Origin of the sequence: Treponema sp. B152 (assembly GCF_024181665.1) — a bacterium.
GTDB lineage: Bacteria > Spirochaetota > Spirochaetia > Treponematales > Treponemataceae > Treponema_B > Treponema_B denticola.
The window spans coordinates 782,200-797,866 of the sequence record NZ_CP058668.1; the positions used below are offsets into that span (position 1 = coordinate 782,200).

Genomic DNA, 15,667 nt, shown 5'->3' on the forward strand with positions numbered 1-15,667 from the left:
TTTACCCGAATAACTTATTAAGGGAGACTAAATAATGAAAATTTTAAGGAATATGATTTTTATTTTTATGTTGGTTCTTTTGGTTTCATGTATAAAAAGAGAAAACAAGATGATTGTAAATGATGTTCAGCAGAATACCATAACTGAAAGTTCTAAGAATATTGACAAAACTCCTAAAGAAGAGAAAATTGAATTTGATACTTCAGGAAGTGGTAAAAAAAGTTGTTTTCCATATGGAGCTAATATTGTAAATAATACAAGTTATCCGTCAGATATTAATTTTGGTGATATATCTTTATTTCCAACTGATGCCCGTTATTTGAATGAAAATTTTAGATATAAGAAAATAATTTCTTGGCGCCGGTGGGATGAGCCTGCAATAAAACGAAAGTTAAAAAGTTATGCTGAAACCCCGGAAGGTGAAAATTTTATCGGTCATAAATATAGTTCTGCAGATATAGGTTTGATGCAATTAGAATCTGCAATTTTATTTGACGAAGATCAAAAGAAAATTATTGAAGTAGAAGATTCTCCATATTATGATGGTAAAATAGTAAAGTTGAATGAATATAATGATCTTGGTCTTCAAACAAATATATATGATTTTAGATTGGATAATGAAATTATCTTATTTAGTGAAGAATTTTATAATGAATTAAAAAATATTGATGATAAATTAATGTATTCTTATGAATACATTGATATTAAAGATAATCCGAATATTTTGAAATATAATCACTATTTTTATCATTCTAAGGGAAAAAAGATTTTGGAAAGCGGCCGAATAAGTAAAACTCTTAACATGAAAAATACTATGGATAATAATTTTTTTATTGCAAGAGCTAATAAAAGTTTAAAGTATTATTTAAAAGAAACTCATTCTTATGCATTATTTTATTATGATGAAATGGGGAGGCTTAGTAAAATAGAGCCTCTTCCTACTTCAATGGGGTGGAAATTCTATGATGCAAAGTATAATGGAAATAAACTATTGGAAGGGAAATTAAAATTCGATGAAAAATCGGATGCTTATTTTAAATATGTTTATATTAAACATGATAAAAATGATAATTGGATTGAAGCTAAAATATTTTATGATGATGATACTGAAGCTTCATATACTGCAATTAGAGAGATAGAATATTATGAAAATTAGGAAATCTAATACTTCAAAAATTATTTTTATTTTATTATGTTCATTTATATGTCTCATTATTATTTTTAACCCTGTAACGCTATATACGGTAGGCTGGCTAAGTGTAAAAATAATGGGTTCTATGGGAAATTTATTTAATTCTGCTGATCCGTCCATATCAATTAATATTTTTAAGAATACTCCTGCATGGGATTTGGCAAAAGCAGTTAATTCGCAAAATATAAAAAAAATAAATCAAATTTGTTCTGAGAACAAAGAATTGATAAATTACCGTGAGCCTCTTTATGGTACACCTCTGTTGTATTGGGCAATTGTAAACAGTAAGTATAATTCAGCAGAAATATTACTTAAAAACGGAGCTGATCCTGATCTTATGCAGCGTGCATCAAATAACACGCCTCTGTATTTAGCAGTTGGCAAGCGGTGGAAAGGCAAAAGTATTGATATGAATGAAAATATTAAATATACGAAACTATTATTAAAATATGGTGCAGATCCGAATATTCCATATTTTGAAGAATCTTATGGTGACAGAACCGTATTGATGAATGCAATATTTACAGGAGATAGTAAGTTATTGGTAGAGCTTCTGATTAATAACGGCGCCGATATCGATGCACGGCGAAATGCAGGTACTACTGCTGCAAGCCTCGCTTTACGTTTGAAGAGATATACCATTGCTTATTATCTTATAGTAGAATGCCATGCTGATATAACTGAAGCATGTTATGACCCTATGATAGATAAGAATTTGTATATATCACGAAAAGAAAAAATATATCCTGTAAATATCTTACGTGATTATTCTTGGGTGTTTCCGTTAGATAGTAAAGAATATAAATTAAAGCAGGATATAATCGCCGAATTTAAAAGACAGGGTGTCGATTATTATGCAACGCCTATTTCTGATAGAACGAAGTATCATATAAAATATACCTATCCTGATAATTATGAGGAAATGCTTGAAAAATTTTAAATATAAACATACTTATTAAGAAAATGTGTACACCGAGGATATTTGATGAAGAATAATTATAATCATAGGCAACCCAACTATCTCTTTTCTCGGACAGCGATTGAAGCGGAATGCGCTGTGCTGACACTTGTTTATTTTTATATTTTGTGCAATAATAAAAACTATAAGAAAGCTTCAGAATTCTTAAGGGCAAGGTGCTTGCACCGGCCCTTTAAACAGCAGTTTTGAAGATAGGAAGGGTTATGAGGAAGGGTAACAACCAACAATGTTTCGAGGTAAAGAAACTTTTATCTGACAAAAGTGTCTTTCCTCCCCTAACCACAGCTCCGATAGATGATAAAGCGAAGAAAGATAACGAAAACTTACCGGGCATGGGAGTCGTATACAATACGGTAAACTTGCATGTGTATCATTATGCGGGGTATTCGCAGCGCAGCTTCGAGCTATATAATCCGATTAAGTATACAGCTCCTGATGGGAGAGATATGGAAGAATCTCCAATCATTTCTGGTTCTTTAGCAGTTTTATTCGCAGCACGTGGCAGTATTGGATTTGCAAAAGATAGTGATAACCATATTGCATTATATATTAAAGAAGAGCTAGGACTTGGTGCAGGTGCAGATATTGATGTAAAAAAAATGCTTTCTAATGTACTTGGTAATGCAGGTAAAATTTTTACTGATAAACTGTTACATAGTTTTTTCGATAAAATGGTAGGAGAATGATATATGGTTATACGAGTTAATCCGTTTCTTGGAATTTCAATATTTATATATTTCATATCGGGCGCGATAATGAGATTTTATTTGCAGATAAAAGGAGGACGGTTGATCTCAAAAAAATTAGATTGTTTGGAATCATTAGGCATCGATAAAATTTTATTGTTTATGCCTGAATTCGTCCCTTTGTCGGTATTAAAACCGATATATGAAGGGCTTTCAATTTTCGATACCGAAAAATATGAATTGGAAGACTATATAAAAATGTTAAAAATATACCGCAGAATATATGTTGTACCGTTTTTTATAGGCGGTAGTATTACTTTGTTATATACGTTCATAAGAGCATTTTCATAGGAGGATTATGAATTACGAAAAAGTTAATGCGAAGGCTTGTCTTATTGCCTCCGTTTTCCTTGGAATAGTTTATGTTTTGATTTTTTATTTTTTCCCTTCCGCAAAAGAAAATATGAAATATAAGAATATTGATTTTTGGGAATTAGTTCATGCTTTAAAAATTCTTTACTTATGTTTATTTGGTTTGGGAGTTTCTTTTTATAAGTTCAGTTTTAAACTTTTAAGAACAAAAATTGAGAATATATATCCTAAACTTATAAAATTTTTACTGGCGGTCTTTAAAATATTGCTTTATATAACTTCTTTTCTTTTATCAAAAACATATATTTCTATTTTTGATCCTAAACCAAAATTTATTTTTTTTGTTATTCATATTTTATTTTTAATTGTGGGTATTGTGCAAAATATTATAACGGAAGCTGTTTTTGATTTCCATTCGGATAACTATAATCATCCATATTTGCAGTTAATTTTAGGAAAATTTGTTTTTATATTATGTGCTTTGCCTCTTTATGTTGACTTTCTTGGAGGTGTTTATTTATTATTATCTTTATTTTAAATTATTATGAATAGTTGGAGTGCTAAAGAAAAATTATGCTAGATTATAAATATAAACAGTTTTATATTTATCTCCCTCGGACAGCGATAGCGGAGCCCTGAAAAGCGCGGTGCTCAATTTTGTTTTCTTCGTAATGCTAAAAAACAAAATTGAGCAGTCCGCCGCTCAAAGCTGCTTAAAAAACAACTTATTACTAAACCGCCTCACTGACAGGACTTTTGAAAATAGACATGTTGGATGCAAGGAGAGAGAAAAAATTAACCGCAGGCGTACTTTATGTACGTTGAGGATTAATTTTTTTGAAGCGACGCAGCAGACAGCGTGTATATTTTCAAAAGAGGTTACCAGTTAAACCTCCCCTTAACCCATATAGAACTTATCTTGTTTAATTGTGCAAAGTCTCCTTTGCCGTCATAGCCTTTGGTGTAAAGGTCTCCGCCCGAAATTACATGCATGTTGTCGGTAAGGGAATAGTCAACCGAATAAGTGCTTGATGTGCTGCCGTAGTTTATATCGACTGCTCCGCTTGCCGAAACTTTGAGCGTGTCCCGCAAAAATGTTTTGCTTATATTGAGACTGACAAAACCCTTGTGCATAGGTCTTTCTATATCATCCTTATGATCGAGGATGAGGTCTTCAAAATATTGTGCGCTAAGCGTCCAAGAATTCTTAATCCAATCGACTCCTGCGAGTGCCAATAGCTGGTGTTTTTTAATTGCTGAATTAAACTCAAGCGTAACATCATCAGGTGTCTGTATTTTTAAATCATTGATAGACTTTTCTGTAAGCAAATTCTTCGGTTCAAAATACCGGCCTCCGATATAAGCAGTCTCCAGTCTAATCGTTATATCGCCTGCAGGAATCGCCGCATCAATGCCAGCCATTCCGATACGGTAATATTCTTTGTTTAAATTGGTGTGTAGTTCTTTCGGTACATATGGATTTAAAGGTCCGAACGGAGCGGCAGGATTAAAAAGCCCTTTTTTTGCATAGCCGCTTTTTACAAAGAGAGGATTTTTATCCCAGCCGTAAAAACCGGAAACGGAAAAATCGATTCCGGGTAAAAAGAAAGAAAAACGGGCGGCAGCTTCCGTGTCGGTAAACATCTTAGGTTTAGCGCTTTCGGTTTTTGTGTACTTAATTGGTATTGAGCCGAGAGGTGTCTTGGTATCGTAAGTGTCCGGCGTATCGATATAGTATAGATCGTCCTTTGCGCCGTCTTCAAAGTTGAATCGCGGCGGTTTGTTCGGGGTAAAAAACGGAACGGCTATCGCTTCAAATGTAAAAATATCGTGGAAAAATCTTAAGCGGATACTGTCAGATGCAAGTTTTGTGTCATCGGAAGAAAGAGCTAAAAAGGTGGAAGAATCTTTTGCACTCAGCACATCGGTAAGGGAAAAGCCGTCAGCCTGTCCCCAGTTGATGAGCTGTCTTCCGAAACTTAAATCCCAAATCTCGCCCGAATAGCGGAAATAGGCTTCATTAAGTTTAAAGCCCGTGCGTGCGGGATTGCGGTAATTGTATTCTGCCGAGGCTGAAAGAAAGGCATAGGCCGAACCTGCAAGGACTTCTCCTTTTATTTGAGCAATAGAACGGGACAGACTGTATTCGGCTCCTTTGTTCCATCTAAGACCGTGGGCCGTTTCCAGTTTTCCGCTTACCGTAAATACAGGTTTTGCGCTGTCATCTTCAGAATCGGCAGAAAATTCGTCATCACCTGAATCATCGGCCGCTTGATATTCGGATAATGTTCCTCCTGCTTCCTGCGCACCGCACGGAAATGTTAATGCAAAAAATAACATACAGAATGTAGTACCTAACAAGAATGCTTGTCTGTATTTTCGTATTGTTTTCATATCTTTATACCTCCCATAAAAACTTTTGCAGCAAATATCAATTTGCGAAAAAAAGTTTTTTCAAGTAGTTTTGCTTTATGCAAAACTACATACAATAATGCGACGTTTGCCGATGAGGCAAACTCGAAAGATAAACGGTGAGGCACTATTTGTGCCGAACTGTTTATCACACCTCCCATAAAAACTTTTTGAAAAAAGTTTTTTCGATACAGCTTACCGTAAGAAATCGTTTTCTGCTGTGTACTTTTAGAAGGAAAACAGAAATTGTATTAGCATTACAATGCCTGTTTGAACCAGAGAAAAAAACGGCACTATTATAAACGGCCACAACAAAAAATGCTCCGGTATTCCTATAACCTTCATCCAATTTTTTGTTTGATAGATTGGGTTATCTTCTGTTCCCGGAATGACAATCAACTTAGTCCACTTTTGGAATAAAAGACAATCCAACAAGAAAAAATCACCGAAATTCACGATAATCCAATGAATATATGCGGTACAAAATAGTAGCCTAAATGTATGAATTCCGCCATATAATGTACTGCTTACTCCATAAAGCCAGCACGTTCCCATTACTATAACCGTAAATATTTTATTTACCCGTTTTTCTTTTTTACTCATCGGTTCAGGTGCAGCTTTTTGAATCCCCTTAGGATATGAATCCATCAAATATCTTGGGTTAGCTATTACAAGAGCCGCCGCCGAACCGTTAAATATGGCCGCCATCGCTATGCCGTCCAATATTGCCCTGATTATATCCATATGGATTCCTCCTATAAAAACTTTTTGTAAGGATTATCAAATCCTGAAAAAAGTTTTTTCACGCAGTTTGTTTACAAGCTGCATACAATAATGCGATGTTTTGTACCTTGTGTACAAAACTCGGCAGATAAACAGTGAGGCAGTATTTGTGCCGAACTGTTTATCACACCTCCTTTTTAAAAAAAGCCTTTTGCAAATAGGCGAGGTAGATGCTAGGAGCGTACAAAAAACACCCACAGGCGTACTTATTGTACGTCGAGGACTGTTTTTTGTTAAGCGACAACGCAGATGCCCGCATATTTGCAAAAGTTCTACCTAATCTTCCCTTCCTCAAGCGAATTGACTCTAAAATAAGAATCCGGTATCTCTTTGTTAAATTCATGTTTTAGAATTTCAATTAAGGTTTTATGTTTTTTTTGCAGGTTGTTCATTTCCATTTTATTGCCTGTCCAAAAGCCGTCTTTTTTTTCGATACCGCTGACGGTAAGCACCTTTAAAATAGAACCTTGCTCATCATAAAATTCCGCCTTTATGTTTAAAAGGGATTCCTTGTCTATCCATGAAACATATTTCGAGTACATGGATTTTTTTACCGGAATTGATTCAATTTTCCAGCAGTCCTTAGAATCGATTTTTTCTTCGCCTAAAAGAGTATGTTTATAATCGTCCACCTTGCGGCCGCTCATGTCATCATAGGTAAAATCCGTTCCCATAAAGTAGTCTTGGCTTGATGAACCGCTTATGCGCTTAGCTTTTTTTAATGCAGGCATATAAAGCCAGCGGTCATCGCTTTTTGATTCATCGTCATACGAGAACGAAAGATAGCCGACGCCTTTTACATCTGCAGGAAGTAAAAACACCATAACCGTTTTTTCTTCCTTTCCGTAATCTTTTGAATAGGCTGAAACTTCCCTCACTCGTTTTTTTCCGCTTGAGTTTATAAGGGTCATCCTCATCTTAAAAGAATCGGTTACGGCCTTTTCCCTGTTACTTGCTTTTTGCATTATTTCTCTTCCCGTCAATTCCTGTGCAAACGCAAAGCTCACTGCTGCTGCCGCAAACACGGTCAGCACAATCAAATGTTTTATCCTTTTCATATCAACCTCCAAATAATTTATAATTATTGCCTCTGTATATTTTTTTTCTACACCTGCCACGATGCAGCTTTTTCGCGCATACCGACAAAGTGAGCATAAATACCGTCCTGCTGCATCAGCTCGGAGTGTTTGCCGTGTTGTACGATATTTCCCTTATCCATGACAAATATTTGATCGGCGTTTTTGATAGTTGAAAGCCTATGCGCAATGATGATTGCAGTTTTGTTTTTTAAAAGTTCATCGAGGGCTCTCATCAATTTCTCTTCGTTTTCGGGGTCTACACTTGAAGTTGCTTCATCGAGGATAACAATGGAGCTAGGCTTGAGCATTGCCCTCGCAATGGAAATACGCTGGCGCTCTCCGCCTGAAAGATTGCTTCCGCCTTCCTGCAGTACCGTATCATAACCGTCCGGCAGTTCCATAATAAAATCGTGACATTGCGCTGCTTTTGCCGCAGCGATAATTTCTTCATCGCTTGCATCCGGTTTTCCGAATTTGATGTTGTTTTTTATCGAGTCTTCAAAGAGATAGACATCCTGAAATACAAATGTAAAGTTCGATAAAAATGTATCGTATGCAAAATCTTTTATATTGGTATCGCCGAGCCTTATTTCACCTGCATCGACATCCCAAAAACGGGCAATCAGCTGGCAAAGGCTTGTCTTCCCCGAACCTGAATAGCCGACTAATGCGGTTACGCTGTTTTTCGGAATATACACATCCAAGTTGCAGAAGAGCTTTTCTTCAGTGTTCTTTTTTCCGCCGTATCCGAAGGTGATATTCTTGACGGTAATATCGTCATCACCTTGGGGCAGCTGTGAGCCTTCCGGTAAGGCTTGAATATTTTTAACCTTAAAGAGCGTATCCAAATTCTGCACCGCAACACCGCGCATTCTCTGCATTGTACCGGCTATTTCAAAACCGCCGAATACCACAAAGCTCGCGACAATCAGCATCAGCGTTTTTTCAATATCTATAGTCCCAATCGAATAGCGGTATAAGGCGCTCACGATAATTGCGGTTGTTCCTAATTTTAGCAGCAAAGAAAAAACCAGCAATGAAGGTGTCAGAGTCTTTTCTACGGCAAAGAAACCTGTCTTGCTTTTTTTAATACTTTCCGTCACATTTTTGAGTGCTTCGCTTGTTCTGCCGAACGCCTTTACTACGCCGATTCCTTGCACATACTCCAAAATATCGGTACGCAGCTGCAGCTTAAGCTCAGTCAGTTTTGCCGTTACCGCATCCGTCTTTTTTTGGAACAGATTATTGAATACAATCGCTACTGCAAGGGTAACAAAAATGATGCAGCCTGTTACCATGTCAAAGGGGAATACGAACAGTGCCATGATAACCGTTTGAATGCTTCCTGCAAACATCATTTCGAGAATCATCATGTCGATTGTTTCAACATCTGTGATAACCGTTGTTAATGCGCCGGAAATATCTCCGAGTCTCCTTTCGGAAAAATATCCCATGTGCACGTTTTTCAGCTTATCTCCGATGACGAGCCGATTTTCAGCTCCCATCGTATACGATGCGATATTTTTATTTCGGTCGGAAATATACCCAAAGATAATCTTTCCTATTATGCCGATAAGCATAATACAGAACACCGTAATGCTGTTGTTTTTTGTAACCGGCAGCGCCTGAAACACTGCACGGCTCAGCGTCAGTAAAAAATATCCGAGCCCGCCTAGAGTGAATCCTTCGAATATGCTTTTAAGCATATCGCAGATAAACATCGTTGTTATGCGCTTTGATTGCTTTCCCGCAATCGTGTATATCTTTTTCAATAAATCAAACATCTTAGCATTCCTCCAATTATCCGTTATCCCTGCCGCTGATATGGGACTGCCACATTTTTTGGTAGAGCGGCGAATCTTGTAACAGTTCGGTGTGCGTTCCCTCTGCAGCAATCCGGCCCTTATCCAGCACGATGATTTTATCGGCGTTGACAATAGTGGAAAGCCTGTGTGCAATCATAATAACGGTTTTATCTTTGACGAGGTTGTCGATGGACTGTTGAATAACGGCTTCGTTTTCAGGATCGGAATAGGCGGTTGCCTCGTCGAGTACGACAATGGGACTATCCTTGAGAAGCGCACGGGCAATGGTAAGCCGCTGCCGTTCACCGCCTGAAAACTTACTGCCTGCGTTTCCCGCATTGGTGTCATACCCGTTAGGCAGGCTTTTGATAAAATCATGGATGCTTGCTTTTGTACAGGCTGTTTCGATTTCCTCATCCGTTGCATTCTCTTTTGCCATCTTTAGGTTTTCCCGAATGCTCTTGTTGAATAAAAAATTCTCCTGCGACACATATGTAACCAGCTGCATGTTCCGTTCCAAACTCATGCTGCCGATGTCAGCGCCGCCGATGGTGATGTGTCCGCTGTCGATATTCCAAAAGCCTGCCAGCAGTTTTGCAATGGTAGACTTGCCGCTGCCGGAAGATCCGACAATCGCGGTGAGTTCACCTTCCTTTGCCGTAAAGTTCAATCCATCGAACACCTTTGTACCGTTCTTGGCAGCTGCACCGTCCGTTTCGCACAGTGTTCCGCCGTAGCCGAATACCACATTTTCAAAGCGCACATCAAAGCCTTGCGGATCGGGAGCCGTATCGTGCCGTATCAGTTCCGGTAAATCGAGCACCGATTTTATTTCACCGAATACGACACGCACATTTGCCATCGCATCCGTATAGGCCATCGCTTTTAAAAGCGGTTTGTACGACGCATACGAAAGCAAAATGCACATAATCAGCGTAGGAATTGTAATCCCTCCGGTCATAAAGAGGTAAAGCCCTACCGGTAATACGATAAGGAGCGTAGACGGCAGAACCTCCATCGCAGCTATCATGGCAAAACATACGCTTAAATACCAGTCGAGCATAGAGTCCCGATTGTCCTCCACTGCTTTTTGAAATTTATCATAGGATGAAGCCGACTTATTAAACGCCTTGATAACTTTGATGCCCTGAATATATTCGACGGCGGCAGCATTCATTTTTTTTGACGCTTCAATGTACCGCTTGGACTTTGCTTCGTAATCTTTCATCATCAGCATCGAAAAAAGTATACCGAGCGGCAGCGTTACAAGGTTTGCAAGACCGATCTTCCAATTTAATATAAAAATGATAACGACAATGACAACCGGAATGAGCACATTCGCCAATACTTCAGGGATTACATGTGCAATAGGTTTTTCCATCTTATCAAGTGTTTCTACCACAAATTGAGACCACTTGCCGCTACTTTTTTCTTCTATTGTGCCCATCGAAAGGCGGCTCAGTTTTTCCACAACCTTTTTCCGCGTATCTTCGATGACACTGAACGCAAGATTATGGGAACCGATTGTCGATATAGAATGCCCGATAAGCGCCCCTGCAAACCCTGCAAGAATAAGCCCTGCATAAGGCAAGAAAACGCGGTAATCCGTGACACCGTTTATCAGCTCTGTCACAATAGATGCAACAGCAAAGTACGGAACAATGCCGCAGGCAACACCGATAATTGCGAAAACCACCGGAACGATGATTGCGCCGATATGTTTTTTTAAGATATCCATAATACCTCCATGTGTAAGTAGTTCATAATTATTTTTTCTCTTTTCCGAAAGGTTTTGAAATATAAATTAATACGGGTGTCATCAGATAGTCGGCAATGAGGGCCGAAAAAAGACCGACGGCTGCTAAGATTCCCAATCGCAGGAATGCATCTATTTTGCTTGCCATGTACATTAAAAAAGTAACCGACAAAATTATCGTAGTCATTGCAAGTGTCTTTCCTATGGAATAAAAAGAACCGACAATCGCTTTATCATAAGAGCCTTCTTTTTCAAATAGGTACTTTGTATGGTTGGTAAAATGGATTGTGTCATCTACTGCTATACCGAGAACCATGGGCATAAGCGCCATTGTTACCATATCTAGAGGAACATGGAAGTAGCCCATAATCGCTCCTGTCGTAATAATGGGCATAATGTTAGGTATAAGACCTATGAGTCCCATTTTAATACTTCCGAATACAATCATCATTAAAACACCGATTGCTGCAAGAGATGTAAAAAAAGAATTTATTTCTCCATATACTATTTTGTTATTCATTTCTGCGGCATGGGCTGCAGCTCCTGTTAAAAAGGTTTCCGCATCGGGGAAAAGTTCCGCACATTTTTTATACACGCTTTCCAAATTGGCGGCAAGTTCATTTCCGTCAAAGGCGGCAACATCGACGGTCATTCGGAGAGTCCTGAATTCGTCATCAACCCAACGGGAAGTTTCTCCACCCGATATTTCGTATAAAAATAAAAGTTGAGTTAAGAGGTCTTCATCTTCAGGTATGGTATAAAAGGCCGGATCGTCGGCATGCATCGTTTGATTCATATCTTTTACAACATCTAAAATTGAAAATATTTTCGGCACTCCGTTATTCAGCTTTGTCAATTTAAAGCCCGATATGAGGCGGCTTAACTCCTCCAGCTTTTTTAAGTTTTCCGGTTTTTTTACTGCATCTTCTTCTTTAAATGTCAGCATTACATTGTAGTTAAAATAGGCTCCCAATTGAGAATGTGTAATTTCATAAATGCGTTTTACATAAGGAATTCTTGTTCCCATAAAGTTAAAACTGTCCATGTTTACGGTTATCATAAAAATACCGGGAAGACAAAGGACTGTTACAAGTGCAAAAACAATTAAAATCGGTTTTCGTTTTTTTAATACGGACCTTCCGAACTTTTCAAAAAAAGAATCCAGCTTTTTATATCTTATTGCACTCTTATTTTGTTCAGGAGGACAGTCCTTTCCGAAACTCATCAAAATAGGAATTAAGATGCTGACATAGACATAAACCGCAAAAACCATAGCGGCGCTTGCAAGCCCCATCCAATGCATCGGCTCGAGGTCAACCGTTAAAAACGATAAAACGGAAGCAACTGTCGTAACAACCGTAAAAAATAAAGGCCAGCCCGTATTTTCTATTGAATCGATAACGGCTTCTTTACGTTTTCCTATTGCGTAAAAACTGTTTCTAAAAGAATTTACAAGGTGAATTGAGTAGCCGACCGAAAGAGCCATTGCAAGAATTATTGGAACGGAAAGCATTTCGGAACTTCCTTCAATATTTAAATGCCCCATAAAACCTAAAACTGAAACTATTGCGCCTGTGGTGGCGATGATAGGCACTATCGTACCTCTTAGCGAGCGTGCAAAAATAATCAGGAGAATTATCATACACATAAAACTAAGGCTTACGCATTTTTTTATATCTGCGTTCATAACAATCTTTTCTTCCGTTTCAGTGTAGGGAAGACCTGCAGGTTTTATTGTGTAGGCGGAGCTTTTATATTTGGGATTTGTTACAATATCGATTGCTGTTTCTCCCATGATATACATAAGCTCCTTATCCGAAGTTTTCATCCATTCTTCTCTACTCGGGGTTGCTTTAAGCGAAAGAACAAGCCAGGTTTCTTTTGCATCGCTTGAAACAAGTTTATTTACGATGGATTTTCTGGATAGGATAAAATCCTTTGCTTTTTTAAGTTCGGCAGGATCTTCAGGGATACCGTCTTTAAAGGGATTTTTTATCTCGATTCCTTCTTCCGTTCCGATGCTTATATCGATATCGGTGATAGAAGTAACCGAATCGGCGTACGGAATTTTTTCCAAAAGTTCGCTTCCGATTTCCTTAATCATTTTTAAAACTTCAGGCTTAAAAACATCATCGGATTCTATAAGCAAAACTATGGTGTCATTGCTGCCGAAAAGCTCTTTAAACCTGTCTTCATTTTTTCTCATATTCTCCGTAATGTTTACAAAAACTTCTTCGGTCATTGACGTGGCTCTAAACTTTTTTAAGCCCATTGCGGCAAATATGCTTATAGCTGTCAATAAGATGAGTAAAAGCCAGCGGTATTTTAATTGAAACTCACCGATCTTTTTAAAAAATATATGCAAACTTTCAAGTTTCATAGTACAATCCCCTTGTAATACTAACAATTAGTAAACACTGTTTACCAGTTGTTAGTATAGCCATACATTAAAAATTTGTCAAGAGGAAAAAATAGTATTTTATCTGTTTATTTCCGCTTCCGGCTGCATAATTTTATTCCAGCAAAAATACATCACATCGGTTAATATGTCTATGAAGCCTTGGGTTTCTTTATACGAATATTCATGTGTGATTATTTCAAAAAGAGGTGTTAAGGCGGTGCTGTAAATTAAGTGAAGCTGATCGTCGTTTAAGGATCGGACTTTTATACCTCGTTTTTTTAAGTCGGCAATGAATTTTTTGCACGCTGTAACATCTGCCGTTACGAATTCGTGACGGATATTTTCGTATTTTGTTCCCGCCGAGCGGTTAAATAAAAGCCTAAAATCATCGAAGTGATTGTAAACCAGCGTACATAAATTTTGCAACGATATGCGTATTGCTTCTTTTGTTGATAAAAAGTCTTTAGTTTCATATAAATGTATTGCAATTTTGGAAAAATCGGAACCGATACTTAAGGTTTGTCCGATAAGCGGCTCTACGAGAGCTTCAAATATTGCCGCCTTTGACGGGAAGTGTTTGTATAAAGCTCCGGCCGTTATGCCTGTCATTGCGGCAATGGAACGCATCGATGCTTTTTCAAAACCGTTTTGCAAAAACTCAGCTTTTGCATTTTTGAGAATTTCCGTATAGGTATCATTTTTCTTTTTTTTCGATTCTTCCATCATTTATATTATAGGCCTCAGTTTGAAAATTGTCAAAGGGGGCATAAACGGTGTTTATTTAATTTGTAATTGGTAATATTTAATGAGTAATTATGCATGCAAACTGCTCATTACCAATTATACATTGCTTATTCCTCCTGCAACCGAATTTCCGTACCGTCTCCATCTTCGGTTTGCATGTACAGCTTCCAGTTTTTTTGTTTTGCAGCTTTGAAAGCCGCTCGAAACTCGGCTGAGGCGGGAACGGCCGACCCGCTTTCTTTAGGGAGCTTCTCCCCTTCGCTGTACAGTACGGCGAGGCCTTCTTCGTCCGTTTTGCGGTCGGGCAAACTTTTGAGTATCCGTATAAGGGCGTCTTCTTCAAGGCGGTTATGCTGAAAACCCAGCGCCTGTAAGGCGGGTAAGCCCTGCACATTGAGTGCGGTAATCTGATTATCCGAGCACACCAGTAACTGTAAAGCCGTCAGACCCTGTACATCGAGGGTGGTTAGCCGGTTATTTTCACAGTACAGCGTATGTAAGCCGGTAAGTCCCCGTACATCGATGGAAGCGATTGCATTGGAACTGCAATCCAGCTTCTGTAAAGCAGTCAAACGGCGTACATCCAGTGCGGTAAGCCGATTATCGTTGCAGAACAGCGTACGTAATCCGGTTAATCCCCGTACATCAAGCGAAGTCAGCTTATTGTCTTGGCAGTACAGATTTTTCAAAGCCGTTAAAACGTGTACATCAAGCGAGGTAAGCTGATTGGAGCTGCATTCCAGTACCTGTAAAGCAGGTAAGCCCTGCACGTCGAGTGAGGTCAGTTTATTGAAGTGGCAGTCCAGCCACTGTAAAGCCGTCAGCCCCTGCACATCAAGGGATGTCAGCCGGTTATTGTCACAGTACAGCGTATGTAAGCCGGTAAGCCCCCGTACATCGAGGGATGCGATTTCGTTATCATTGCAGTACAGCTCCTGCAAAGCGGTCAACCCACGTATATCCAGTGCGGTAAACCGATTTTTGCCGCAATACAGCGTATGTAAGCCGGTTAATTCCCGTACATCAAGCGAAGTAAGTATATTGTCTTGGCAATACAGCTCCTGCAAAGCAGTTAAACCGCGGACATCAAGCGAAGTCAGCCGGTTTTTGTAACAGACCAGCTCGATAAGAGCACCTTTAAGGACAACCTTTGTTCCCGTTGCCGTAAGTACCGTTTCTTCGCCGCTCGGGAATTCCGTAACCGTGCAGCCTTCTACCTGTACGGGCGAGCCGTCTGCCGTTACCGCCGTCACGGTTATCTCTTTTTCATGCGGGCTTATACCGAGTACCGCCCTGCCTGCGTTTTCCGTCGCAGCGACAGCGGTCAACAATCCCGCTGCAAGCAGTATTATTATAAACAGTTTTTTCGATTCTTCCATCATTTATATTATAGGCCTCAGTTTGAAAATTGTCAAAGGGTTATCTTTAAAAATATGGGGTTAGTTATTATTGACATAA

13 protein-coding genes are annotated in these 15,667 nt (G+C 38.7%); 5 read left to right on the forward strand and 8 right to left on the reverse strand.

The genetic code is table 11. From position 1 onward, the window contains the following. Nucleotides 1-34: 34 nt before the first annotated feature. The 5 genes from HYB91_RS03485 to HYB91_RS03505 all read left to right on the forward strand — a co-directional run bounded on the left by HYB91_RS03485 (nucleotide 35) and on the right by HYB91_RS03505 (nucleotide 3,767). Nucleotides 35-1,156, forward strand: a complete 1,122-nt coding sequence (locus tag HYB91_RS03485; RefSeq protein WP_002675450.1) for a hypothetical protein — start codon at nucleotides 35-37, stop codon at nucleotides 1,154-1,156. Continuing rightward, complete coding sequence (locus tag HYB91_RS03490) at nucleotides 1,146-2,132, forward strand: ankyrin repeat domain-containing protein (protein ID WP_002675447.1); 987 nt, start codon at nucleotides 1,146-1,148, stop codon at nucleotides 2,130-2,132. Before HYB91_RS03485 ends, HYB91_RS03490 begins: the two co-directional genes overlap by 11 nt. Before the next feature lie 242 nt (nucleotides 2,133-2,374). Next, nucleotides 2,375-2,857 carry a hypothetical protein gene (locus tag HYB91_RS03495; RefSeq protein ID WP_002675445.1) on the forward strand — a complete coding sequence of 161 codons (483 nt, stop codon included), beginning with the start codon at nucleotides 2,375-2,377 and terminating at the stop codon, nucleotides 2,855-2,857. A gap of 102 nt (nucleotides 2,858-2,959) precedes the next feature. Beyond that, a complete protein-coding gene (locus tag HYB91_RS03500) occupies nucleotides 2,960-3,208 on the forward strand; it encodes a hypothetical protein (protein WP_252508155.1) in 249 nt (82 codons plus the stop codon). A gap of 7 nt (nucleotides 3,209-3,215) precedes the next feature. Continuing rightward, complete coding sequence (locus HYB91_RS03505) at nucleotides 3,216-3,767, forward strand: hypothetical protein (RefSeq protein ID WP_002675442.1); 552 nt, start codon at nucleotides 3,216-3,218, stop codon at nucleotides 3,765-3,767. Nucleotides 3,768-4,108: 341 nt separating this feature from the next. On the opposite strand, the gene HYB91_RS03510 is transcribed toward HYB91_RS03505, so the two are convergent. From HYB91_RS03510 to HYB91_RS03545, 8 genes are all read right to left on the reverse strand, one after another. Continuing rightward, nucleotides 4,109-5,623, reverse strand: a complete 1,515-nt coding sequence (locus HYB91_RS03510; RefSeq protein ID WP_002675440.1) for a hypothetical protein — start codon at nucleotides 5,621-5,623, stop codon at nucleotides 4,109-4,111. A gap of 246 nt (nucleotides 5,624-5,869) precedes the next feature. Beyond that, nucleotides 5,870-6,385 (reverse strand): hypothetical protein, encoded by a 516-nt coding sequence (locus HYB91_RS03515; protein WP_002675439.1) that lies wholly within the window; start codon nucleotides 6,383-6,385, stop codon nucleotides 5,870-5,872. A 311-nt stretch (nucleotides 6,386-6,696) separates the two neighbouring features. Continuing rightward, entirely contained in the window at nucleotides 6,697-7,482 is a 786-nt protein-coding gene (locus HYB91_RS03520; RefSeq protein WP_002675437.1) for an outer membrane lipoprotein-sorting protein, read from the reverse strand. Nucleotides 7,483-7,529: 47 nt separating this feature from the next. Beyond that, on the reverse strand, nucleotides 7,530-9,287 hold the full coding sequence (locus HYB91_RS03525; protein ID WP_002675435.1) for an ABC transporter ATP-binding protein: 1,758 nt from the start codon (nucleotides 9,285-9,287) through the stop codon (nucleotides 7,530-7,532). Nucleotides 9,288-9,303: 16 nt separating this feature from the next. Continuing rightward, nucleotides 9,304-11,046 (reverse strand): ABC transporter ATP-binding protein, encoded by a 1,743-nt coding sequence (locus tag HYB91_RS03530; RefSeq protein WP_002675433.1) that lies wholly within the window; start codon nucleotides 11,044-11,046, stop codon nucleotides 9,304-9,306. A 28-nt stretch (nucleotides 11,047-11,074) separates the two neighbouring features. Beyond that, the gene (locus HYB91_RS03535; protein ID WP_002675431.1) at nucleotides 11,075-13,444 is read right to left on the reverse strand and encodes an efflux RND transporter permease subunit; all 2,370 of its coding nucleotides are present in this window, start codon (nucleotides 13,442-13,444) and stop codon (nucleotides 11,075-11,077) included. Nucleotides 13,445-13,543: 99 nt separating this feature from the next. Beyond that, complete coding sequence (locus tag HYB91_RS03540; protein WP_002675430.1) at nucleotides 13,544-14,191, reverse strand: TetR/AcrR family transcriptional regulator; 648 nt, start codon at nucleotides 14,189-14,191, stop codon at nucleotides 13,544-13,546. A 125-nt stretch (nucleotides 14,192-14,316) separates the two neighbouring features. Continuing rightward, a complete protein-coding gene (locus HYB91_RS03545) occupies nucleotides 14,317-15,591 on the reverse strand; it encodes a leucine-rich repeat domain-containing protein (protein WP_002675427.1) in 1,275 nt (424 codons plus the stop codon). Nucleotides 15,592-15,667: the final 76 nt, after the last annotated feature.